This is a genomic window from Acinetobacter sp. 22323 (genome assembly GCF_052044895.1).
Classification (GTDB): domain Bacteria; phylum Pseudomonadota; class Gammaproteobacteria; order Pseudomonadales; family Moraxellaceae; genus Acinetobacter; species Acinetobacter schindleri.
In genome coordinates, this window is record NZ_JBQEOL010000004.1 from 174,587 (window position 1) to 199,184 (window position 24,598).

20 protein-coding genes and 1 pseudogene are annotated in these 24,598 nt (G+C 44.1%); 5 read left to right on the forward strand and 16 right to left on the reverse strand.

Going from position 1 to position 24,598, the window contains the following annotated elements:
* Positions 1 to 187: 187 nt before the first annotated feature.
* A complete protein-coding gene (locus ACTJIX_RS04450) occupies positions 188 to 1,057 on the forward strand; it encodes a LysR family transcriptional regulator (RefSeq protein ID WP_440611226.1) in 870 nt (289 codons plus the stop codon).
* Between the two features lie 159 nt (positions 1,058 to 1,216).
* Positions 1,217 to 3,412 carry a 5-histidylcysteine sulfoxide synthase gene (ovoA, locus tag ACTJIX_RS04455; RefSeq protein ID WP_440611227.1) on the forward strand — a complete coding sequence of 732 codons (2,196 nt, stop codon included), beginning with the start codon at positions 1,217 to 1,219 and terminating at the stop codon, positions 3,410 to 3,412.
* Positions 3,413 to 3,470: 58 nt separating this feature from the next.
* On the opposite strand, the gene ACTJIX_RS04460 is transcribed toward ovoA, so the two are convergent.
* Entirely contained in the window at positions 3,471 to 3,719 is a 249-nt protein-coding gene (locus tag ACTJIX_RS04460) for a DUF2789 family protein (protein ID WP_004813337.1), read from the reverse strand.
* A gap of 160 nt (positions 3,720 to 3,879) precedes the next feature.
* The gene (locus ACTJIX_RS04465; protein ID WP_004813338.1) at positions 3,880 to 4,530 is read right to left on the reverse strand and encodes an HAD family hydrolase; all 651 of its coding nucleotides are present in this window, start codon (positions 4,528 to 4,530) and stop codon (positions 3,880 to 3,882) included.
* Between the two features lie 180 nt (positions 4,531 to 4,710).
* Here ACTJIX_RS04465 and ACTJIX_RS04470 point away from each other — a divergent pair, with 180 nt between their 5' ends.
* Both ACTJIX_RS04470 and ptsP read left to right on the forward strand, forming a co-directional pair.
* Positions 4,711 to 5,193, forward strand: a complete 483-nt coding sequence (locus ACTJIX_RS04470; protein WP_004813339.1) for an RNA pyrophosphohydrolase — start codon at positions 4,711 to 4,713, stop codon at positions 5,191 to 5,193.
* An 87-nt stretch (positions 5,194 to 5,280) separates the two neighbouring features.
* Complete coding sequence (gene ptsP, locus ACTJIX_RS04475; RefSeq protein WP_004813340.1) at positions 5,281 to 7,578, forward strand: phosphoenolpyruvate--protein phosphotransferase; 2,298 nt, start codon at positions 5,281 to 5,283, stop codon at positions 7,576 to 7,578.
* Between the two features lie 10 nt (positions 7,579 to 7,588).
* On the opposite strand, the gene ACTJIX_RS04480 is transcribed toward ptsP, so the two are convergent.
* From ACTJIX_RS04480 to hcaE, 11 genes are all read right to left on the reverse strand, one after another.
* On the reverse strand, positions 7,589 to 7,774 hold the full coding sequence (locus ACTJIX_RS04480) for a DUF7230 family protein (protein WP_017401511.1): 186 nt from the start codon (positions 7,772 to 7,774) through the stop codon (positions 7,589 to 7,591).
* A gap of 146 nt (positions 7,775 to 7,920) precedes the next feature.
* Complete coding sequence (locus tag ACTJIX_RS04485) at positions 7,921 to 9,582, reverse strand: acyl-CoA dehydrogenase family protein (protein WP_440611228.1); 1,662 nt, start codon at positions 9,580 to 9,582, stop codon at positions 7,921 to 7,923.
* Positions 9,583 to 9,777: 195 nt separating this feature from the next.
* Positions 9,778 to 11,976, reverse strand: a complete 2,199-nt coding sequence (gene katG / locus ACTJIX_RS04490; RefSeq protein WP_325776761.1) for a catalase/peroxidase HPI — start codon at positions 11,974 to 11,976, stop codon at positions 9,778 to 9,780.
* Between the two features lie 503 nt (positions 11,977 to 12,479).
* Positions 12,480 to 13,418, reverse strand: a complete 939-nt coding sequence (locus tag ACTJIX_RS04495) for a cation diffusion facilitator family transporter (RefSeq protein WP_440611229.1) — start codon at positions 13,416 to 13,418, stop codon at positions 12,480 to 12,482.
* A 523-nt stretch (positions 13,419 to 13,941) separates the two neighbouring features.
* A complete protein-coding gene (locus ACTJIX_RS04500; protein WP_440611230.1) occupies positions 13,942 to 14,853 on the reverse strand; it encodes a DMT family transporter in 912 nt (303 codons plus the stop codon).
* 296 nt (positions 14,854 to 15,149) lie between these two features.
* On the reverse strand, positions 15,150 to 16,379 hold the full coding sequence (gene hcaD / locus ACTJIX_RS04505; RefSeq protein ID WP_440611231.1) for a 3-phenylpropionate/cinnamic acid dioxygenase ferredoxin--NAD(+) reductase subunit: 1,230 nt from the start codon (positions 16,377 to 16,379) through the stop codon (positions 15,150 to 15,152).
* 4 nt (positions 16,380 to 16,383) lie between these two features.
* A complete protein-coding gene (locus tag ACTJIX_RS04510) occupies positions 16,384 to 17,349 on the reverse strand; it encodes a 3-carboxyethylcatechol 2,3-dioxygenase (protein WP_004781819.1) in 966 nt (321 codons plus the stop codon).
* A gap of 66 nt (positions 17,350 to 17,415) precedes the next feature.
* Positions 17,416 to 18,231 carry a 3-phenylpropionate-dihydrodiol/cinnamic acid-dihydrodiol dehydrogenase gene (gene hcaB / locus ACTJIX_RS04515; RefSeq protein ID WP_004781818.1) on the reverse strand — a complete coding sequence of 272 codons (816 nt, stop codon included), beginning with the start codon at positions 18,229 to 18,231 and terminating at the stop codon, positions 17,416 to 17,418.
* Between the two features lie 2 nt (positions 18,232 to 18,233).
* A complete protein-coding gene (gene hcaC, locus ACTJIX_RS04520; protein WP_004781817.1) occupies positions 18,234 to 18,560 on the reverse strand; it encodes a 3-phenylpropionate/cinnamic acid dioxygenase ferredoxin subunit in 327 nt (108 codons plus the stop codon).
* On the reverse strand, positions 18,560 to 19,078 hold the full coding sequence (gene hcaF / locus ACTJIX_RS04525; RefSeq protein WP_004781816.1) for a 3-phenylpropionate/cinnamic acid dioxygenase subunit beta: 519 nt from the start codon (positions 19,076 to 19,078) through the stop codon (positions 18,560 to 18,562). Before hcaF ends, hcaC begins: the two co-directional genes overlap by 1 nt.
* Positions 19,075 to 20,442 carry a 3-phenylpropionate/cinnamic acid dioxygenase subunit alpha gene (hcaE, locus tag ACTJIX_RS04530; RefSeq protein WP_004781815.1) on the reverse strand — a complete coding sequence of 456 codons (1,368 nt, stop codon included), beginning with the start codon at positions 20,440 to 20,442 and terminating at the stop codon, positions 19,075 to 19,077. The genes hcaF and hcaE overlap by 4 nt, the downstream gene beginning before the upstream one ends.
* A gap of 279 nt (positions 20,443 to 20,721) precedes the next feature.
* On the opposite strand from hcaE, the gene hcaR reads away from it, so the two are divergent.
* On the forward strand, positions 20,722 to 21,624 hold the full coding sequence (hcaR, locus tag ACTJIX_RS04535; protein WP_004813369.1) for a DNA-binding transcriptional regulator HcaR: 903 nt from the start codon (positions 20,722 to 20,724) through the stop codon (positions 21,622 to 21,624).
* A 394-nt stretch (positions 21,625 to 22,018) separates the two neighbouring features.
* On the opposite strand, the gene ACTJIX_RS04540 is transcribed toward hcaR, so the two are convergent.
* The 3 genes and pseudogenes from ACTJIX_RS04540 to ACTJIX_RS04550 all read right to left on the reverse strand — a co-directional run.
* Entirely contained in the window at positions 22,019 to 22,879 is an 861-nt protein-coding gene (locus ACTJIX_RS04540) for an alpha/beta fold hydrolase (RefSeq protein WP_004813371.1), read from the reverse strand.
* 279 nt (positions 22,880 to 23,158) lie between these two features.
* Complete coding sequence (locus tag ACTJIX_RS04545; RefSeq protein WP_111810588.1) at positions 23,159 to 24,448, reverse strand: OprD family outer membrane porin; 1,290 nt, start codon at positions 24,446 to 24,448, stop codon at positions 23,159 to 23,161.
* A gap of 44 nt (positions 24,449 to 24,492) precedes the next feature.
* Positions 24,493 to 24,598, reverse strand: a pseudogene (locus tag ACTJIX_RS04550) (IS30 family transposase); the annotation flags it as partial.

Below are 24,598 nucleotides of genomic sequence, written 5' to 3' on the forward strand. Positions count from 1 at the left end.
TTTATTGATGCATATCCGATTTTTATAAAATATTTTTTGGGTTCGAGCCGCTATTTCCAGCTATCTATTGTATTAGCGATCAATGAATGTCGGATTTTACAGCAATAGATACAACTTTTCCTTTGATTTATTCTTAAAATATTACAACAATAGAGATACGCATAAAAAATCTTTATAGGTGATTAAGATGAATCTCGCAGCCTTTGAAGCCTTTGTAAAAGTCATGGAAACCGGATCAATTTCTCTGGCGGCAGATCAGCTTTTTATTACTCAACCCGCCGTGACCAAACGGATTCATAGTCTGGAAGAGTATTTTGGAGTCAAGCTGTTTGAATCAGCGGGTCGTGGTGTACAAGCAACCCATGCCGCGCATTCGCTGTTACCGAAAGTGAAAAACTGGCTGAATGAACTGGGCGATATTCACCATACCCTCAGCCATGAACAAGGCCAGATTCAGGGCAAACTGAAAATTGGTACCAGTCATCATATTGGTCTGCATCACCTTCCAGCACATTTGCGTCAGTATGTACTGCAATATCCGGATGTAACCCTGGATGTGCACTTTGTTGATTCTGAACAGGCGCATGAACAGGTGATTGCCGGTGACTTGGAACTGGCTTTCCTGACTTTACCTCCACATGGCGATGAACGGTTGAACTATGTGACTATCTGGAACGATCCATTGGTGTTTGTAGTTGCTCCATTCCATCCATTGGCCCAGCAGAAGAATCTGTCACTGGACGATCTGGTGCATTACCCGAGCCTGTTACCGTCTGCACAAACCTATACCACGCAAATTACCATGGCAGAGTTTGAAAAGCGTGGTGTCAAACCAAAGATCACCATGAGTAATAATCCACTCGAATCGATCCGCATGCTGGTTTCCATTGGTCTGGGCTGGTCAGTACTACCACAAACTCTTGTAAATCATGACTTGCAACAGCTGAATATTCCTCTGGAAATGAATCGCCAGCTTGGCATGGTCTGGCATCCGGGACGTACCCAGTCCAAAGCTGCACAGGCCCTGGTTGAGTTAATGCAACAACCTAAAATCTAAGTCACTTCATTTTAAAATAAGAGACTGCGATGGATTCAATTCGCAGCATTTTGTTACCTAAATGAGCAACAACTGCATCCTGCTTTGCATTAAGTTTAAGATATTCCCTGCGCGGACTTACCAGTGGAATATTTTAAAATTCTTAATGGAGTCTGATGGATGCAGCCCGATTCAACCTTATTTAAACCTAACCAGCCAAATAGTAAGTCACCTACATATTTAGCAGACGACAGCCCTTGGCAACAGGGCAAAATTCGCCTGCTTCCAACACCTAATTTAAACTTTGAAGACATTTCCACAGCGCGCCATGTGATTCGTGAATATTTCCTGAATACCTTTGACACCTACGAATCCCTGTTTGACTGTCTGCGCAATGAAGAAGCATTTTATGTCAAACCGATTAGTCTGCGTCATCCACTGATTTTCTATTTCGGTCATACCGCTACTTTTTTTGTCAATAAACTGCTGCTCAGCAAACTGATTCCTGAACAGCTGAATCCACATATGGAAAGTATCTTTGCCATCGGTGTAGATGAGATGAGCTGGGACGATCTGGATGAACAGAATTATGACTGGCCTGAAGTCAGTGAAGTAAAAGCGTATCGGCACCGGGTACGAGCCTTGGTACTGAAGATCATAGAAAATGCACCTCTAGAACTCCCCCTCAACTGGCAGAATCCATGGTGGTCAATCCTGATGGGTATTGAGCATGAACGGATCCACCTGGAAACTTCGTCGGTATTGATTCGACAACATCAACTGCAATATGTGCAGAATCATCCACTATGGCATGCCCGAATCCTGACTGGCCCTGCACCAGAAAACCAGCTTCTTCCTGTTCCTGCGGGAACTGTTCGACTGAATAAAAATTTCACTGATCCATATTATGGCTGGGACAATGAATACGGTCTGCATGAAGCTGAAATCAACGCGTTTCAAGCATCACAATTTCTGGTGTCCAATCAGGAATTTTTCAACTTTGTCGAAGCTGATGGTTATCAGCAGTCAGAATACTGGAGTGAAGAAGGTAAAGCCTGGCTGGAATTTATTGAAGCGCAACATCCAAGCTTCTGGATCAAAAAAGAGGATGGCTGGCATTTGCGTATCATGCTGGAAGAAATTCCGATGCCGTGGGATTGGCCAGTCGAGGTGAATTACCACGAAGCCAAAGCCTTCTGTCACTGGAAATCAGCACAAACCGGTGAATCAATCCGTTTGCCGAGCGAAGATGAATGGTATCGGCTGTATGACCATGTCGGACTGAATCCTAAACGACCGCTGCCTTTAGAAGCCAATATTGCCTTGCAACACGCCCCCAATCCTTGTCCGGTACACCAGTTCCAGCAAGGCGAGTTTTATGATGTACAAGGCAATGTCTGGCAATGGACTGAAACTGCAATCTATCCCTTTGAAGGTTTTCAGGTCCATCCAATTTATGATGACTTTAGTACCCCAACTTTCGATGATCGGCATAATCTGATTAAAGGCGGCTCCTGGATTTCAGGCGGTAATGAAGCTCTGCATAGTTCCCGTTATGCCTTTAGACGACACTTTTTCCAGCATGCTGGTTTTCGCTATGTGACTGGGTCAGATGAGCCAGTTTCACCCTATCATTCACATTATCAGACGGATGAACTGATTTCGCAGTATCTGGAATTTCAGTACGGTCAGGAGTATTTTGGCATTCCGAATTTTGCCAGGTCTCTCATTATCCTCGCCGAGCCTTATTTTGTAAAAACTGCCAGAAAAAAAGCACTCGATCTTGGCTGTGCCACAGGACGCGCCAGCTTTGAACTTGCGCAGCATTTTGCACAGGTAACAGGTCTAGATTTCTCGGCACGTTTTATTCAGCAAGGTATAGCCTTAGCGCAAGGTGAAAGTTTAGGTTATACCATTCCGATTGAAGGTGAACTGGTCGAATATAAATCCTGTTCACTGCAAGAGACTGGACTTGATCAGGTTGCTCACAAGGTCGAGTTTTATCAGGCGGATGCCTGCAATCTAAAACCGCAATTTAAGGAATACGATTTCATTCTGGCAGCCAATCTGATTGATCGGCTGCACCACCCTAAAGCCTTTTTGCACGAGATTCATCAGCGACTAAATATTGGTGGCATTCTAATGCTGGCTTCACCTTATACCTGGCTGGATGAACATACCGCGCGTAGTGAATGGTTAGGCGGTTTTAAGCAGGCTGGAGAAAATTTTACGACCTTAGATGGAATACAGGAATTATTGAGTCCACATTTTGAAATGCTGGCTGAACCTATAGATGTTCCTTTTGTGATCCGTGAAACAGCGCGTAAATATCAGCATACCCTGTCACAGGTCACTTTATGGAAACGCATACGTTAAGATGCCAAAATCAAATAAAAAGCCAGTCATCGGACTGGCTTTTGGTTTTAAGATACATTCAGATTTCGATGGTCGCATCCTCATGCAGGGATTCATTCAGTTGGTCTACCACGATGGCCCATTCACCATCAGACGCAATCTTTTCAGCGAGAAACTGGCGCTGTGCCTCAGACCAGTAGGGTGCATCCAGCAGATTAAAATCCTTATGCAGCTGATGATCGTTAATGAAGGTTGCAATTCCTTCCTCACTGGCATCCAGGCCCAACTGTTCAAATAGGTGCGTCATGCGTGGTCGTACTTTATTCATTTCAACTACCTCTGAGTTTCCCTTATTCTCATTATGCAAATTAAGCTTAGCATGAGCTGCAGTGAGCTAATGTGACAATAGTTTATTTTTCACCTTGAATCTGTGCACATAAAAAAGTACAACCTGAGTTGTGCTTCACAGATTTGAACGCTTCAGATGATTAAATCGACCAGTCCTGAATTTCCCAGCCCTGCTCTTTCGCCAGTGCTTCTAAACGATCATCCGGATTGACTGCAATGGCGTGATCAGCATGTTCCAGCAAGAAGCGGTCATTGATTGAATCCGAATAGGCCCAGGACTCGGTCACATCACGGCCTTCCAGCCACTGTTCCAGGCGAATCAGTTTGCCTTTCTGGTAACAGGCAGTATTGATCACTTTACCGGTATATTTACCATCAACAATTTCAGCATTCGTCGCGATAATTTCGGTAATGCCAAATTCACGAAAAATTGGTGCAGTAATAAAGTCAGAAGTTGCAGTAATACCGACCAATTCATGTCCTGCTTCACGGTGACGTTCAATTGCCTTAAAACCTTCTGGACGCATTTGCGGACGAATGACTTTTTGCATGAAGAGTTGATGTAGTTCAATCAGATAATCATTGTCATGTTTGGTTAAAAATTCAAAGACAAATTCATTATAGGCATAGGGGTCCAGCTGACCTTTTTTATAATCTTCATAGAACTTGTCATTCATGGCACGGTGATGAACAGGGTCAACCAGGCCCTCGTTGACCAAGAACTCTCCCCAAGAATGATCCGAATCTGTATTTAACAAGGTGTGATCGAGATCAAATAGCGCCAATTTCATGAAAATACTCGTAAAAACTGAAATTTAAGAAAAAAATTGTAAATCTATCTCCGCTAGTCGATAGAAATTCGTTAAGATCATAGCAATTTTAACATTTTTAAACTTTGCTTTTTTCGTGCTGGATACAGAAATAAAAATCCCCGAGGGCAAAGGCATAAATTACACAATATTAGGTGCCAAATGATCGACTCTGAAGGTTTCCGACCGAATGTCGGGATCATTTTGGCAAACGATGCTGGACAAGTTTTATGGGCGAAGCGCATTGGACACAATGCATGGCAATTTCCACAAGGAGGTATCCAATATGGAGAAACCCCTGAGCAGGCACTCTATCGTGAGCTGAGAGAAGAAGTCGGCTTACTGCCCGAACATGTCCAAATTATAGCGCAAACCAAAGGCTGGCTGCGTTATCGTTTGCCACACCGGTACATTCGTACGGATTCAGATCCGGTGTGTATCGGCCAGAAACAAAAGTGGTTTTTACTCAAATTGACGGCGTCAGTACAGAACATTCAGCTTGATCTGTCTGACCCGCCCGAATTTGATCAATGGCAGTGGGTCAGTTACTGGTACCCGCTCGGTCAGGTCGTGAATTTTAAACGTGACGTATACCGCAAGGCCATGGTAGAACTGTGTCAGCAACTTCCCAAGGAAAAACCTTAAGAATTGCATAAATATGCAGATTTTTTAGGCAGTTATTGTTATAAATAAAGAAGATACCGGACCCTAAATTACGAAGGAGCAGCGCGAATGTCGAATATGCAACTGGAGACCCTGAGACGTATTGTTCAAGAGATCAATGCGTCAGCCAGTTTGCACGAATCACTCGACATTATGGTTAATCAGGTAGCCCAGGCGATGCAGGTCGACGTCTGCTCCATTTATCTGCTGGATGAGCGCAACCAGCGCTATCTACTGATGGCATCTAAGGGCCTAAAACCTGAAGCGGTGGGCCATGTGTCGCTGCAAACCGGTGAAGGTCTGGTAGGTCTGGTCGGACAGCGCGAGGAAATCGTCAACCTTGACAATGCCCCGAAACATGAGCGTTTCTTGTATTTACCTGAAACGGGGGAAGAAATTTATAATTCTTTCCTTGGCGTTCCGGTCATGTACCGCCGTAAGGTCATGGGCGTTCTTGTGGTTCAGAATAAAGAACCTCAGGATTTCTCAGAAGCTGCTGAATCCTTCTTAGTGACGCTCTGTGCTCAGCTCTCTGGTGTAATTGCCCATGCCCATGCAGTCGGCAATATTGATGTGTTCCGCAAGCCCAGCAATCTGCCTGCTTATAAAACCTTCCAGGGCGTATCAGGTTCAGGTGGTATTGCTCTAGGTCGTGCCGTGATCCTCTATCCGCCAGCAGATCTGGGAGCAGTTCCGGATCGTGAAGCGGATGACATCAGCGAAGAACTTGCCCTGCTCGACAACGCGCTAAATTCCGTACGTGAGGAAATCCAGTCTCTCGATGACAAGATGCAGGATGCTCTCATGGCTGAGGAACGTGCACTGTTCAGTGTGTTCCTGCGTATGCTGGACGAAAATGCCCTGCCGGCTGAAATCAAGGAACTGATCCGTGAAGGTCACTGGGCGCAAGGAGCGGTACGAATTGTCATTGAAAACCATGTGGCGCAGTTTGCCCAGATGGAAGATGACTATTTACGTGAACGTGTTGCTGACCTGAAAGATTTAGGCCGCCGGATTCTGGCTAAATTACAGGAAGCTGATGAAAGCCATCGTGAACTGACCGATGAAAGCATCCTGATTGGCGAGGAAATCTCGACCGCAGCGCTGGTAGAATTACCTGTTGATAAAATTGCAGCGATTGTCACCACTGAAGGTGCAATGAATTCACATATGGTGATTGTCGCGCGTGCACTCGGTATTCCGACCGTAGTGGGTGTGACCGAATTACCTATCAATACCCTTGATGATGTCGAAATGATTGTTGATGCGCATCAGGGTCGGGTATTTATCAATCCGCCACGTCGTCTGCGTACCCGTTATAAAGAAATTCAGAAAGAAGAAGAACAGCTCGCCAAAGATCTGCGTCAGTATGAAACCAAGGATGCGATTACCCCAGATGGTGTGGCTGTACGCTTGTTCGTGAATACAGGCTTGATGATTGATGTGGTACGCGGTGTACAGCGCGGTGCCAAAGGCGTCGGTTTATACCGTTCTGAAATTCCCTTTATGCTGCGCGACCGCTTCCCGGGTGAAGAAGAACAGCGTGCCATTTACCGCCAGCAACTTACTCATTTCGCCAATAAACCGGTGGTGATGCGTACCCTCGATATTGGGGCAGATAAAGACCTGCCATATTTCTCGATTGAAGAAGAAAATTCGGCATTGGGCTGGCGCGGGATTCGTTTTACCCTCGATCATCCAGAAATTTTCTCTTCGCAAATTCGTGCGATGTTAAAAGCCAGTATTGGACTGAATAATCTACATATCCTGCTACCAATGATCACCAGTGTCAGCGAAGTAGAAGAAGCACTATATTTGCTGGAACGTGACTGGGTTGCAGTCCAGGAAGAAGAACAGGTCAAGATCACCAAGCCTAAAATTGGTATCATGCTAGAAGTGCCGAGTGTCCTGTATCAGATTGATGAATTTTCTGAATTTGTCGACTTCTTCTCGGTCGGCTCTAATGACTTGACCCAATATTTACTGGCAGTGGATCGTAATAACCCGCGTGTCGCCAACGTTTATTCGCATTTGCACCCTGCCGTTTTACGTGCCCTGACCCGTTTGGTACAGGATTGTCATCGTAATGAAAAACCGATCAGTATATGCGGGGAAATGGCAGGTGATCCGATTTCGGCTGTACTGCTGATGGCCATGGGCTTTAATACCCTGTCAATGAGTTCAAGTAATATTCTGCGGGTGCGTAAGACGATTTGTCATGTACCCATGCCGGATGCTCAGGACTTATTGGAACATGTGCTAAAACTGGATAATCCGCTGGTCGTAAAAAGCTGGATGGAACATTATTTCCGCACGCATGGTCTGGGAGATATGGTGAAAGGCGCGACCCGAATCGTGGGAGCTTAAGCTGCTAAATTTAGCAAAACTGCCATAAACAAAAAGGGAGATAGTCATTTGAGTATCTCCCTTTTTTGTGCTTGCTATAGCCACGTTTTGCATCTTTTTTGCGGTCTGTAAACACTTGGCTTTTGTTGACCTCATGCATGTGTTTGGCCACAAAGTTATGTATTACTGCTTCTGGTAGCTGCTTTTTCTTTGCCATCTTTTCACCTGTTTTTTGACATAGCATCTGAATTGACACTGTGCATATATTGCGCTCTATTCAGTATATTTCAAGTGGTTTCCAATATTTTTAGGATTTGAGAATAACCTTTAACAAGAAGCTATTCTCTCCTCCTTTTTAATATTTTATGAAGATGAGTCTTGAGCTAAAGCCCGTTCCAAAATCCTCTCTACATCTACTTGTTTGGCACTCATCATACCTACTACTCGCCCATGAAACTCACTGTATCGGGTCTGAATAAATGCATTAAAAATAAATTCAGATGCATGACGTTTTAACAATACAGCTTGAGCTAAAAGAGTCAAGCGGCTGACCAGACTACGCCCCATAAATTGCAGTTCATCTGCAGGCTGCTGAAACAGTTTAAACAGCGTTTGAAGTTCCTGTTTCAGTCTTTCATCCTGCATTGCAGTAGCAGCCAGATCCTGAAACAGTATTTCAATCGATTCCGGTTCACGACCAATGGCACGCAGCACATCCAGACACATGACATTGCCTGAGCCTTCCCAAATGGTATTCACTGGCGCTTCTTTGAAAATTCGTGCCATGATGCCATGATCGACATAGCCATTACCACCAAAGACTTCCATGGTTTCACCGGTCAGTTCTACGGCACGTTTGCAGATCCAGAACTTGGAAGCCGGGGTCATAATTCGCTTCCAGGCCAGTGACAAGGCATCATCATTTTCATAACAGGAAGCCAGATAGAAACTCAACTGCATCGCTGCTTCTGTTTCCAGTGCCAGATCAACCAGCACCGCCTGCATTAAGGGCTGTGCTGCCAGATGCTTGCCAAAAGCCTTACGCTGTCGGGTATAGGCCAGACATTGCACCAGCGCCTGACGTAACATCGCAGTACTGCCAACCGAGCAGGTCAGACGGGTGTAGTTCGCCATTTCAATAATGGTGGGGATACCCCGTCCTGCTTCACCGATCATGATGCCCCAAGCTTCCTGAAACTCGACTTCCGAGCTGGAATTGCTACGATTCCCAACTTTGTCTTTGAGTCGCTGTACATGAATATTATTTTTGGTTCCATCTTCACGCCAACGTGGAACAAAGAAACAGGCCAGACCATCCTGTTCAGTTTTCGCCACCACCAGATGAGCATCACACATCGGTGCCGAAAAAAACCATTTATGGCCGGTCAGCAGATAAGCCTGCCCTCGACCTGATTCACCAATGGGCACGGCAAAGGTTTCATTCGCCCGAACGTCGGAACCGCCCTGCTTTTCAGTCATCCCCATACCCAGCCAGATTGATTTTTTTTGGGCAATCGGCAGATCACGTTCATCGTATTCAGTAGATAATAATTTATCGCCGATTTTGGCCCAAAGTTCCGGTTCACGCTGGATCAAGGGAATACTGCCGAGGGTCATCGAAGTCGGGCACAGACTGCCACATTCTACCTGTCCACTCAGGTAAAACCGTGCTGCCCAGTCGACCCATTTAGATTTTGATTCAGCCTGATTAAAAGGATGTGCATGACTATCAAATTGACGATTGATGCGCATCCATTGATGCCATGCAGGATGGAATTCAATGTAATCACCACGGCGACCACGGGCATCAAAAGCATGCAGAATAGGCGTATGCCGGTTTGCCAGATCGGCATATTGATAATATTCTGATGAACCGACCACCTGCCCCATTTCATTTAAAATTGTCTGATCCTGACTACCATAGCTCTGCAAAATTTCCTGCAAAGTGGTATCAGTTGCAAACAGGTTATAGTCCTGTTTTTCATTAAACTGATTGCTGATCTGATGGGTTGTCCATGTGTTCATCTTATCTTCCTTAATCTTAATTTTTGTTGTGTGGTTTTCAGTCCAGTATAGAGAAAAAGTGGCGAATACCTATTAAGTTTTCAGTAAGACCATCTATTTTTCATGACTAGTCGTTCTATGAGCTGATCAACCAATAAAAATTCAGGCAATAAAAAACCGGCCCTACGACCGGTTTCCTATTTCAAGATCGAAAAATTATCGCTTCACATCAAAACGGTCTGCATTCATAACTTTGACCCATGCCTTGACAAAGTCACGCACGAATTTTTCTTTATTGTCATCCTGAGCATATACTTCTGCATAAGCACGAAGAATCGAATTCGAACCAAAGACCAGGTCTACACGTGTTGCAGTCCATTTCTTCACACCTGTCGCACGTTCAACAATGTCATACTGGTTACGGCCAGTTGCTTTCCATTGATAGTTCATATCCGTCAGGTTCACAAAGAAGTCATTGCTTAAGACACCAACATTGTTGGTGAGGACACCTTCTGGCGCACCACCATAGTTGGTTCCGAGTACACGCATACCCCCAACCAGCGCAGTCATCTCAGGTGCAGTCAGCCCTAACAGTTGTGCACGATCGACTAGCAGCTCTTCAGCCTGAACCACATATTCATCTTTTAGCCAGTTACGGAAACCATCGTATTTCGGTAACAGGTCTTCAAATGAATAGGCATCTGTCTGTTCCTGAGATGCATCGCCACGGCCCGGTGTAAATGGCACCTTGATATTTACCCCTGCTGCTTTGGCTGCCTGTTCAATTGCTGCGCTACCGCCCAATACAATCAGATCGGCAATGCTGACTTTCTTCTCAAGACCCGCCTGAATCTCTTCAAGTTTGTTCAATACTTTATTCAAACGTTCCGGTTCATTCCCTTCCCATTGACGTTGTGGCTCTAGACGGATACGTGCTCCATTGGCACCACCACGATAGTCCGAACCACGGTAAGTACGTGCGCTATCCCAAGCCGTATTGATCAGTTCGGTTGGGGTTAAACCACTGATCAGTAATTTTGCTTTGAGTTCTTCAATTTCAGCCTCAGACAAGGTGTAGTCCACTTTTGGAATTGGGTCCTGCCAGATCAGATCTTCAGCCGGTACGTCTGGGCCAAGATAACGGGATTTTGGCCCCATATCACGGTGGGTCAGTTTAAACCATGCGCGTGCAAACACTTCAGAGAAGTAGGCCGGATCACGATAGAAACGCTCTGAAATTTTACGGTATTCCGGATCAATTTTCAGTGCCATATCAGCATCGGTCATCATCGGATTACGGCGTACACTGGTATCATGTGCATCAAATGGTTTGTCTTCTTCCTTGATGTTAATCGGTTCCCACTGTTTCCCGCCTGCCGGGCTGACAGTTTTTTCCCAATCATAGTTGAGCAATAGATAGAAGAATTCATTGTCCCATTTGGTTGGGTTGGTGGTCCAGGCACCTTCCAGACCACTGACCATGGTATTCGCCGCGTTACCAGTCCCTTCCGGGTTATGCCAGCCCAAGCCCTGAAATTCGATATCTGCGCTTTCAACATCTGGTCCAAGCAAATCTGCTTTACCATTACCGTGTGACTTACCTACAGTATGACCACCTGCGGTCAAGGCAACTGTTTCTTCGTCATTCATGCCCATACGGTCGAAAGTGACTCGCATATCCTGCGCCGTACGTAAAGGATCCTGTACACCATCCACTCCTTCAGGATTGACATAGATCAGACCCATTTGCACCGCAGCAAGAGGATTTTCTAGCGTTGAACGATCTTGGTTATTTTCATAACGACTTTCGGTCGGTGCCAGCCATTGGCGTTCATCCCCCCAGTACACATCTTTTTCAGGATGCCAGATATCTTCACGACCACCAGCAAAACCGAAAATTTTCAAACCTGCAACTTCATAGGCCACTGTCCCTGCGAGGATAATCAGGTCACCCCAAGAGAGCTTGTTACCGTATTTTTTCTTGATCGGCCATAACAGACGACGGCCTTTATCGGTATTGACATTATCTGGCCAGCTGTTCAACGGTGCAAAACGCTGGTTACCCGTATTGGCACCACCACGTCCATCCTGCTTACGGTAAGAACCTGCCAAGTGCCAGGCAGTACGAACAAACATACCAATATAGCTGCCATAATCTGCTGGCCACCATGCCTGGCTGGTCGTGATCAGTTCACGCAGATCTTGTTTTACTGCTTCAAGGTCAAGGGAATTAAATGCTGCTTTATAATCAAAGTCGGGATCAAAAGGATTGGTTTTTCTATCGTGTTGAGAAAGAATGTCGAGGTTAAGCGCATTTGGCCACCAGTCCGTATTGTGTGAGCTGGCATTGCTTGCCGCTGTACCTTCGTGTTTTTGATGAAATGGGCAGCCTGATGCTTGCAAATCTTGTGTCATTTTGTAGCTCCAAAACTTTATAAAGTCTGTTTGATCTGAACTGTTTAAACATCTTATTTACTTCAACATACCCCTTTTATGTGACAAGCTAAAACAATTTTTATAAATACAAACCATCGTTTTCTTCTATCTAAAAGCTTGTAAATCTATTGTTTATTTATTTTTTGCAATTTTCTAAGGGAAATTGCAGAGAACTGGTGAGTTGATGAAAATTAAACTATCTTCAACATTGCTTCTGTTATTCGACTAAAGTTATAGAACATAGATGTAAGAAAGGCGCTCCAGCGACAACATGAGTCTATCAATCATTACAAAGATTGATTTGAATCCTGAGATTTTTTAGTTCAAGACGCACTTTTGCGTCTGCTTACTGTTGTCTTTAGGGATGTTATTGGCAAAAGCAAACGCCGCTGCGCCTATTTAAATCAGTGATCTGAATATGCAGTTGAAAAAACTGCTATTTGAAGATATTTTCTATCCATATCAATTAAAAAAATAGCTTCTTATACACGTCCCTGGGTACGTTCCAGCCAGACGGCCTGAGTTTGTGGTTTCACAAACAGAGTAATAATTTCCGGATGGATCTGTTTGATCTGCGCTTCGATCCGGTTGACGCAGGCTTCAATTTCATCCGAATTCAGATTATCCATAAACTCCAGGCTTAAAGAAGCAATCACCTGATGTGCACCGATCTGTTCGGTCAGTACTCCGTTAGCACTAAACACTGCGATATCCTCCTGCGCAATCAGCAGCACATTTTCCCGCAGTTTCGGATCGGCAGTTTCACCAAGTAACAGCCCTTTTGTTTCACGCGCCAACAGCCAGGCCGATACCGCCAGCACAACACCAATCAGAATTGAAGCTGCGCCATCCAGCTCAGGAATATTCAGTTGATGTGCCAGGAAGATACCGGTCAAGGCAATAAACAGACCGATCAATGCAGCTGTATCTTCAAATAACACGGTAAAGGTTGTTGGGTCTTTGCTGCGTCTAAAGGCTTCAAAATAGCCCATTTTCCCTTTCATTTTTCGGAATGTTTTCAATGCGAGAAACCATGAAAAACCTTCACATAGAATGGCAATACCGAGCACAATATAGTTAATCATCGGGTCCCGCATTTCTTCAGGGTGGATAATGTGCTGGATACCCTGATAGATTGATACAATGGCGCCCAAAGCAAAGACCATTAAGGCGACAATAAAGGCCCAGAAATATAGCTCACGACCATAGCCAAAGGGATGCAATGCATCGGGGCGTTTTTGAGATTTTTTCATACCGTGCAGCAGCAGAATTTCATTCAGGGTATCCACTACCGAATGAATAGCTTCACTCAACATGGCAGAACTATTGGTAATATAGGCCGCGACAAATTTAACCAGTGCGATTGCCAGATTGCCAAGCAGCGCAGCATACACCACAATTTTATTAGATTCAGACGACATGCAAATTTGTCCTGGTTTTTATTGTCAAACAGATGGATCTATTTGATTTTTCATTTTATCTAATTGCATCTTAATAAACTGCCGGCATAAATTGTTTATCATTTTGTTGTTCTCATTTTTTCCAAGAATCTTTATCCTTACAATGTTTATCATCTGTACTGATCAGCACACTTTTTGACTGGAAGTGTGAGCATAATCAGTATGTTTTCGCCTCATTTGCTGAATGACGTATAGGTCCTGAGGATCTGTCATTAGATTATTGACTATGAGGATGTGCAGCAGGTGCAACTGTTCCATGTGGAACATCAGCAGCAAATTTTGGGTTTGATGCACATTACTGAACAATGCGGGAAATACTGTTTATTGTATCTGATGCGACTATCTTTGACTTAAAGCCTGGATTTGAGCTCATCTGCCGTTCTGAAAGGGATAGAAAAGACATCCCTACCCGGTTCTGCATCAAAAACCAGAAAGGAAGCCCTGGCTTCCTTTCTAAATATTTTTTTAATTTGAATAATACAGTTTAGGATTTAGAAAAATACTGCTCGCGCCATTCCTTCCAGAAATACATCACAATTCCAAACATCACGATCACAATGCCAATAAAGGCATTTGGGCTAATGTGTTCATTATTTAAAGTTGCTCCCAAGACCAACGCAATCACAGGTGTCATCACATTGCTTAAAGACACTGTCGACGCTGCCAAACGACGAATGAGCCAGAAGTAGCACAGCATTGCCACAATGGACGACAAAATCATAGTAAAGACAAACCCAATGATGGCATTGGTACTTGGTATTTGAGTCGGAAAATGTTGCCAAATAAAGGGAATCAATGCCAAGGAACCTAGCGCTGAAACAATCAGAGAACCCGTGGCTTGTGACATTGGTTTCAGTGGTGCATTAATTTGTTTGACCCAAAAAATGGAGCTGATATAAGAGATCATACTAATCACCATCAGTACCACGCCCCAAGGATTCACATTGCTTTCAGCAGAGTCGGCAAATACAAACGTTAAGCCACTCACCGCAACCGCCATACCGAGCCATTGCAACCACACCAATTTATGAGTCTTTAAAATCACATGACCGATTAAACCCGCAATCAGCGGTGACAAGCCAAAAATTAATGCCATCAAACCTGAAGTTAAGTAATTGGCAGCAAGATAAATAAACAGCTGTGCGCCAATCAAGTTCAAGCTACCTGCCAAATAACTTTTCATGGACACTGCGTCAAATGGCAGCGGATCACGCATGATTTTAAGTAGGGCTAAGGCAATCAGGGACGCACCAAAATAACGGATGATCAGCACCCACATGGGATGCACTTCCGCCACACTCCAGACAATCGCAAGTGGCGTCGCTGCCCAAATGAGTACCAGCAGAGCATAAATACTTGCGGTGACGATCATGGGAGATGATGAATTTGAACTCATAAACTGCTCAATAAAAATGTATTAGACAGAATCGAACCAAATTTATGTTCAAATCTGCATTCAACAATACGGGGAGCGGCAGGGATGCCGCTGGATCGTTTGGGGTATAGGGATATACCCTCAAACGATCAAAAGATTTTTGTTACTTTTAATCTTTTAAAAGTAAAAATCACCTATACGCAAACTTTACTCAAATATAATGACAACTAAGGTCGTGACAACAAAGTAAAGTGCATAAAAAAGCAGACCTAGGTTGCCCAAGGTCTGCCCTTTTGTAAACTCATAATAACGCAAAGTTATTTCACAAGCTTACGAAGATCTTGACTCAGATCCAAATACTTATCAGCTTCAAATGCAGCTTGCTTGCTGATCAACTTTTTCAGGTGACGCATTTCTTTCGCAGCATTGACCGTAATACCACCTACGATCACACCATCAGTCACACCAAACAAGACAAATGATGATTCACCACGAAGTTCAGGTTTGATTTCACCACGAACATGCCATTCAGCTGCAGCCATATCACCTACGAATTGGTAGTTAATGTCGAGCTGGTCTGTCCAGAACCATGCTGGGTTTGGCGTAGGATGCTCAACACCCATCACATGACGTGCAAAAATACCTGCTTGAAGATTGGCATTTTCCCAGGTTTCTACACGACGGTGGTTACCGCAGTTACGAAGTTGAGTTGCCACATCACCCGCTGCATAAATGTCTGCATTTGAAGTCTGGCAGTTTTCATTCACTTTAATCGCGAAATCAACATCCAGGCCAGCTTCTACAGCCAATTGTGCATTTGGCACGATACCAATACCATAAACTACAGCATCAGCACGAAGCTCTTCACCACCCTCAAGGGTAATCACCACTTCTTCACCATCCAGTTTGCAATCTGCAATTTTGGTTTCCAGACGAACGTCGATCCCTGCCAAACGTTGTTGTTCAAGCAGGAATTCGCTCAGGATACGAGGTGAACAACGGCCCATCACCATAGGACCCATTTCGATCACAGTTACCTGACACTCTTTGAAACGTGCTGAAGAAGCCAGTTCCAGACCGATCACGCCACCACCAATCAGGACAATACGACGGCCTGATTGCAATACTGGAACCAGTGCTTGTGAATCTTCTAGGTTACGTAGCGTATAAACATGTTTACCCAGCGCATCGAAGTTCGGCAGACGACGAGCTGCGCCGCCTGTAGCAAGCAACAGTTTGTCATAAGCAACAACGTCACCATTTTGAAGTTCAACCGTTTTCGCTTCAGCGTTGATTTTTTTCACGCCATTGCCACGAATGGTTTCTACACCAAGTTCCGCCAGTTTTTCTTCTGACAGGATTTCAATCTTGGTCTCTTCAGGTTTTAGAATCACGTCTTTAGACAGTGGTGGACGCTCATAAGGAAGATGCGTTTCATCACCGATCAGAATAATTTTACCTTCGTATTTGTTGCCACGAAGTTCTAAGATCGCGCTTGCACCTGCCTGGCCAGCACCTACAATTACGATGGTTTCGATGTTGCTCATGTCTTTAACCTTTTAACTCTGCAGATACGATGCCGAAGCCCGCAATCCATTCACTGATTTCTTCATAACAGTGCGTTGTCATTTCGTACTCGCCCATTTCGCTTAAAGCAGCAAATGCCGCCATCCACGAACGGACTTCCTGACCACCACGGCCACCATCACGGCGGATTTCAGCTTCAGTCATGGCTTCTAGTGCAGCGAAGTCGGCATTCTTGAATTTTTCAAGCAATGCGATATCCCATTCAGCATTCAGAGGAACTGCAACAGAGGTATCGCCCGCTGCCAGTTTCTGGCCCACTGCAATAATTTTTGACTGACGCGCGTTACGTGCTTCAGGTGTCGGGTTACGACCTGCAATCAGGAACTCTTCCACTTCTGGTGGTACAGAACCCATTTGCGGAGTTGGTGGATCGTGTGACAGACCACCTGTACCTAGGACAAGTACACGCTCATTTTCAAGGTTCAGAGATTTGATGAACTGACCTACAGCACGGCCTAAAGCGATGGTACGCTTCGTAGTTGGCATCGGTGCTGCAGCGCCATTAATGAAAATTGGAATCGTTGGATAACGATCAAGTTTGCCGTCGCACAGGAAGTGCAATGGCTGAGTCACACCATGGTCAGCTTGCATACGGTAAGAATACGCAACGTCCACGCCCTCATCGAGTACACGACGCACTAAGCCCAGTGCTTTGTCTTCTGGTACATCAATGTGTGCATTGTCTTTACCATAGTCCCAGTCACCTGCAGCAGTCGCGCGAATGCCCACACAGAAGCTTGGCATCAGGTCATAGAAGAAACCATTGAAATGGTCAGGACCAAAGGTAATGATCAGGGTTGGGTCGTAAGCTTTTACTTCAGCAGACAGTTTTTCAAACGCTTCACGAACAGCCTGTTCTTTGCGTTTTTCCTGCGGTGAAGCAAATTCCATTAAAGGACTGTGCGACGCACAAATAAGTTTAACGGCCATGAGAGACTCCTTAAAAGGAAGGCAGCCAAGAACAGGCTGCCGAAAAGTCCATTTCAGACTAGATTTTTATTCGTCAAAGAAACCGGCACGTGGCTGACGTAAGCCGCGAATACCCAGACCGCATTCTGCATTGATCAGAACGCCAGTCAAAGGACGGTTATTTTGACGAGATGCCAAGAGCACATATGAACCTGTCATATCTTCCGGCTCAGGTAAGAAATTCAGTGGCATGCCACGGGCGATTTTCTCAGGATCACGTGCATCGAGCAGGCCAAGATTTTCCTGACCCAAAGATGCAGCACCTTTGATGTTCACATTCATACCTGATGGCGCAACGGCATTAACTCGGACTTTAGGCGCAAGCTCGTAAGCCAGTTCTTTCATAATGCCTACACCGGCATGTTTCGATGCTGTGTAAACCGGACCGCCACCTGCAGAATAAAGTGCAGAATTTGACAGTGTGAAAATGATCGAACCTTCAGATTTCACGAGCTCATCAAGTGCAGCTTTCGCACCGAGGATCAGAGATTTGGTATTAATCCCCATAATCTCATCAAAGGCTTTTTCCAGCTGCTCACCTGAAGTATTGACGATATCGGCATAGTGATCCCAGATACCGGCATTACCCACGAAACAGTCGAGTTTACCGTAACGCTCTACAGTCGCTTTAACAGCGCGGACGTTGTCTTCATAGCTGGCCACATCACCTGCGATTGCCAGCACGCGGTCACCAAAATGTGCGTTCAGTGCATCGACTTTAGACTGTGAACGTTGAAGAACGGCCACTTGTGCGCCCTCTTCCAGGAAACGTTCTACCAGTGCCCAACCGAGACCTGAACCACCACCAGTGATCAGTGCAACTTCGCCTTGTAGCCAACCCATGATTACTCTCCTGCCATCTCTACGTATAACGCACCATCTTCAAGTACAACTGGGAATGTTTGAATTGGGTCAGTTGCTGGTAAGCAAAGTGCCTGACCTGTTTTCAAACAGAAGCGAGCTGCGTGAAGTGGACATTCCACTGTACCATCGTCTTCAAGGTAGCCTTCAGACATAGAAGCATTACCGTGTGAACAGCGGTCGTTCATTGCGAAGAATTCGCCACCGTTGTTGAATACTGCAAGCGCTTCGATACCGTTTACGCCGCAATCCACTTTTAACGCTTCGCCTTCGTCTAATTCGTCAACTTGGCAAACAAAAATCTTATTCATTAGAAGAACACACTCAGGTTATGTGAGTTATAGGTAACTTGGTCAAGCGTGATCTTACGGTTGAAGATCTGGAAGCCCAGGCCGCCTTCAACTTTGCGGATCTTGTCATGACGTTTACCACAGTAAATCGTAACGTCTTTCTCTTTCTGGGTACGGTACAGTAGGTATGTCACGTATACATCGTATTCGCCTTCAACTTCAGTCGGCTCAACAATCACGTTACTCACCATGTGAGTGGTACGTGATGGAGGCTCTTCAGCCCAAGCCATACCAGTTTCCAGACGTGCAACACGACGTTCCAGAAGATCTTTCGTATCGTTGAATACCCAGGTAGTAGGTGGTTCAACTGAACGACGACGGTCACGCGTTTGAGCGTTTGGTGTAGTACGTAGCGTGTAAGAAATATCTTCAGCTAGCGTGTCTAACCATTCGCGGAATTTCCAGTCATCAAGAAGCTTGGCTTCTTGATACAGGAACTGACTAATTTGGTGATGAAGTTCTAAACTGATTTGACTCATTTCATAAGCTCCTTCTCATATTCGTCAGCCGCAGCTTCAACGTCTTCCCATTTTTCATGAATCAATAAATCTGCCCAACGGCGGTACATACCACGTGCTGCAGTTTCAGAGAAAATATAGTTAGTGATACCCGGGATACCATCTTCACGTACTTTCTCGTTACCTTTACCCATTTCCATAATGAGTTTGTTTTGACGCGCTTTGTAACCACGTAAAACTTTTTGGATTTCGATCCAGTTTTCAGAGTCATCTTGCTCTAGGAAACCAGCAGGACCGAAGGCACGAGTTGCAGAACGTTCAAATGCTGCTTGTACATCTTCTGGCGCGTCCGCATCACAGATACAAAATGCCCAAACTTCAGTTTTGTTTGGACCACGTGGGTGCCATACACGAAGAGTCGCAGTACCGTTCAACCAAGACAATGTAGGGAACATGGTGTTATGACCCGCTAAACGAAGCGCACGAGTTTCACCTAGGCGTTCTTTCACTTCTTCGTAAGTTTCGCGGAAGTAGTTTGCAACTTCACCATCAACCCATACGTTTGCATCTGGTTTCTCTGTGAAGAAGAAGCCTGAACCGTGACCACGTGAACCGTATTGGATCGCGTCTTTCGCAGTTTCCCAAACTGGACGAGCAGTTTGTGCAGCACCTAATTTCTTAGAAGATTCGTCGTCTGGTTTCGCACCAAGCACCTGAATTGCAGATGCGTGAGAGAACAACGCGTGATATTGGTCAGATGCGAACTGTTCAGCGGCAAATTTCCAGTTACACTCGATTTCCCATTTGTGTACACCACCCACAATCACAGTACCGCCTTCACGACGATCGACAACACCGTCCAGGTACCAAGCGATATCGCCCATGTATTCTTCTAGATCTGGCGTAGTTTCATCCCAGCATCCGAAGATCAGGCCTTTGTATGATTTAACGCGGTTAACTTCTACCAGACCCCATTGCTCTTTACATGCACCATGTGGGTAAGCACGATCTTCAAGCGGAATGTCTTTTAGAGAACCGTCAATACCGTATGACCAGCCGTGGTACGGGCAAGTGAATGCACGTGTATTACCACAGTCAGCAAAGCTCACACGCATAGAACGGTGACGGCACTGGTTTAAGAATGCTTTGATTGAGCCGTCTTTTTGACGTGCCACGATGATTGGATCTTCACCCATATAGGTATTGAAGAAGTCACCGGCCTTAGGAATCTGGCTTTCATGGCAAAGGAACAACCATGTACGACCGAAGACACGTTCAAGTTCTAATTCGTAAATGTCAGGATCTGTATAGATAGATGGCGTGATACGTCCATTTTGTGCATCGACTAAAGCGTCGATTTCGCGCACATCAATTTTTCCACTCATGAAAAGCTCTCCTGTGACCAGATATGGCACAAAGTAATAGACTCAACTTTTCAACGATGATGGATTTTTGAGTGAATTTGCGGAAATATTTTTTTTGTTTTGATTAATAGATTTCACCAATTAATCACTTGGCGATATTCTCCATTAAAACACTTTTTTTACGACACATTCATTTACTTTGTGAATGGTAAAATAAGCTTCACCATATAGTTGCTTATGCACTATACTGCCTGAAAATTATAGTAATACATTTTTTGGATTACTCGGCGGGCTAGTTTTATGGAATTACGACATCTTCGTTACTTTATTACCGTTGCTGAAGAACTGAACTTTAGCAAGGCGGCACTCAAACTTTATACGGCACAGCCTTCTTTGAGTCAGCAAATCAAAGACCTGGAAGAAGATGTCGGCGTAAAGCTACTCAACCGTACTAAGCGTAAAGTCGAACTCACTGAGGAAGGTGCTGTATTCCTTGAACAGGCACGCCTGACGCTGGCTCAAGCAGATAAAGCGATTGCCATGGCACGCCAGGTATCACAAGCCAAGCAGCAGATGCTGCGCATTGGTTTCGTTCCTGTAGCAGAGATGAAAATCTTCCCTTATGTGCTGCCAAATCTGCGCGTTCAAAATCCAGACCTGAAAATTGAACTGCTCAGCCTGAATAACACTGAACAGATGAAACTGCTCAAAAAAGGTGAGCTAGATCTGACCTTTACCCGTCATAACTTCAACAGTGACGAGATTGAAAGCCAGTTTGTCATTCGTGAACCGTTAATCTTTATTCTTCCGAAAGATCATCCACTTGCGAAATATGACCGTATTCCGGTGAAAGCCCTCAATGGCATTGATTTTATTATTCCTTCAGCAGAACAGTCATTGACGCTGCACAATGCTATCCTGGACTTCGCTAAAGCCAATGGTATTGAATTTAATATTGTGCAGAAAGCAGACAATATTCTGTTTAACATCAACTCGATCGGGATTGGTTTAGGTTGTACTATTCTGCCAGGCTATATCGCGCCACTGACCATGAACAATACGGTGATTCGTCCCTTAGACGTTGAACTGCCTTATCTGGATCTGTATGTCAGCTACCGTAAAGATGGCAATTCGGTTGCAGTGAAGAAATTCCTTGAATTACTGACACGTGTATTCTATCTCGATATTAATCGCGATCAGTAAAAATAAGCCTTTAGCTTAATCCCGACGCGCTTACTGACAAGCTCAGAGGCGCGTTTTTTATTCCCCCAATTCAAATGTGTATTTTTTAATCAAACAGAAACATCTGTATTTAACGTTTTAATCTATATTTCAGCCAACTGCTGTATTAAAAAAATCTATCAAAATTTCCAAATTGATTATTTAATACTCAAACCACCCCCTGCTTTTACAACTTAAGTCTAATGCGATTTTAAGGGTAAGAAAAAAGGATTTAGACGCCAAAGATATTGTGCAAATTATGTTTAAATCTAAATCAGTGGTTAATGAGAATCACCCTCATTGAATGCATTTAATTTTATCTTTTTAAGTATAAAAAAAGGATGGCTTCAGCCATCCTTTTTCACCGAGCTACGACTTATTTTACGCCGTGAACAGCCAGGTAGTTTTTAATGACAGTATTGAACTCATCTGCTTTTTCAACTTGAGACCAGTGGCCACATTGGCTGAAAATATGTGCATCAGCATTTGGCACGATGTTCAGGATGTCCCAAGTACGAGAAACTGGAATCACCACGTCTTGAGTACCGTGAATCAAAAGTACAGGAACAGTGATGTCTTTCATCTTTTCGAAGTCTAACGGGAATTCGAAACGGTCACGGTCACGTGCCCCTACAACATCCATCAAACGGTTTGATGCATAGTCATTTGCAGCAGAAGCAAAACGTACTTTCACCAATTCATCAGTAATCAGGTCTTTGTTCACAACGAACATAGAAAGTGTCTTTTTGATACCTTCTTCGGTCAATACTGGATTTGCATGTGCTTTCAGTGCAGCAGTCTGTTTTGCACCGCCGGTACCCATAGATACAATACCTAAAACACGCTCTGGATAATCCAGTGCCAATTGGAATGCCAACCAGCCACCTAAAGAGTTACCTACCAACCAGGTTTTTTCAATGCCAAGAGCATCTAGAGTACGGATCGCGTGATCAACCCAGGCACGGATACCATAAGCAGTGTTAGGTGCAACAACAGTTTGACCATAACCAATCGTGTCAATTGCGATACAACGTGCTTGCTCACCAATTGCAGGCAGGTTCAACCACCAGTTTGCAGCAGCAGATACGCCAGTACCAGAACCATGAAGGAATAGAATTGGTGTACCTTCACCAATTTCGTGGTAGTGAGTCAACTCACCTTCTGCAGTTTCAATCCATTTGTCTTCTAAGCCAAAGAATGGATCTGTTTTATAATCAGGGATTTGAACAGTGCTCATGTTGATTCCTCGTACAGTCTTTAGCTTGCGTGTCCATCTATTCAGAGGTCGACGGCAAGTTGACTCTTTAAAAAATGAATTTTTACAGCTTTATATTAACCGCTTAGCACAGCTCAACTGATACAAAATTACGATTGCATACTATAAAAAATATATAATTTAAGATATTGTTTTGTATAACTATTTTTAAAATAATTCCTTATAAATATTCGGGTTTTAAATTTCAAAATGACATAAAAAAGAGCGGTATTGGTATACCGCTCTTTTAAATTCTCAATTTTAGAATTTATAGGTATAAGTTGTTGCAATACGATGTTCCTGCAAATCAAAGCCACCTGCAATATTGTCATAGTTGGTATCGATGAACATGTATTGGAGACCTAAGCCTTTTAATTTACCTTCAGGAACAACATAATTAACAATTACATTGTTTTCATCTTCCCTACCACGCTCATTGCCAGCACCATTATCTACGTCCCATCCTTCAAAATGACGTAAAGTTGCAGTTAAACCTTTCGCACCCAGCTCTGAGAAGTCATAGGTATAACCGAGACTCCATGATTTTTCGTCTTTACGAATAAAACTTGCTACAGACCAGTTGTCTAAATATGGTTGTGGAACCCATCCGCCCAGAGTCGGGAACATAGTGGCTCTCGTACCATGATCACCAAACATTTGTTGATAGCCCAAATGAACTGTATGAGCACCCTGATTTACTTTTAGGCCTGCAGAAACCGCCTGGCTATCGATATTGCCATAAAGTTTGTCACCAGATTCACTGTTATCAAAGTAGCGAACGTGTCCATCGAGCTTAGTCTTTTCACCGACAGTTGTTTTATAGTCTGTAGCTACATAATGCTGTTTATAGATATTGGTCACATCGGCATACCAATAGCTACCAGTAAATTTAGGTGTGAATTGATGGTCGATTCCTACGATATACATACCGTCATCAGTGGATAGACCTGCAGCTTCAGCTTTAGCAAAATCATTTTGCGGGAACAGCGTTAAATTTTGATATTGATTATCATAACGCGCATTAATACCATCAATATAAGCCAAGGTCAGTTTAGTGTCTTTGATATCTTTAGATTCTAACCATGCGCCACTATAGGTCGTTAGCAATTGACGAGATGGATCAAAGAACACCACTGGTGACATGGGTTGTAAGTCACCTACTTTCAATTCAGTTTGACCAACTTTTGCTTTTAAGGTTATGCCCAACTTGGCATTATCACGTTCAGTCTTCTGATCTTTGTTGCTATATGGCATGTGAATATCATTCACATTATCAGGAGATTTCAAACCTACGGCATATTGTGCTAATACATCGGCACCTACCTGAACCCCACCACCGATATCGTGATAACCAGACTTAGCATCTAGTGTTACCGCTTGCGTCCAGTTACCATAGTTTTTTTGAGATTCATTATCATAATTACGTTCTAAATAAAAATTCTTAAATTTTAATTGAACGTTACTGTCGTCAATAAAATCAGCTTGAGCAGCTGTTGTCCCTAAAGTCGCTGTTGCAGCAATCATTGCTATCATTAAATTATGACGACGCATTTTCTTTGTCCTTAACCAACATAAGAAGTAATGGCTGGGCGAATTCAAACATGAGGTGCGACAGTTTGAAAAGTCTTATGATAATCAACAAGCTGAGCAAATTTCTCTAATGGTGTAAGCCAATCTAACGCTTTTCTAGGACGAGTATTC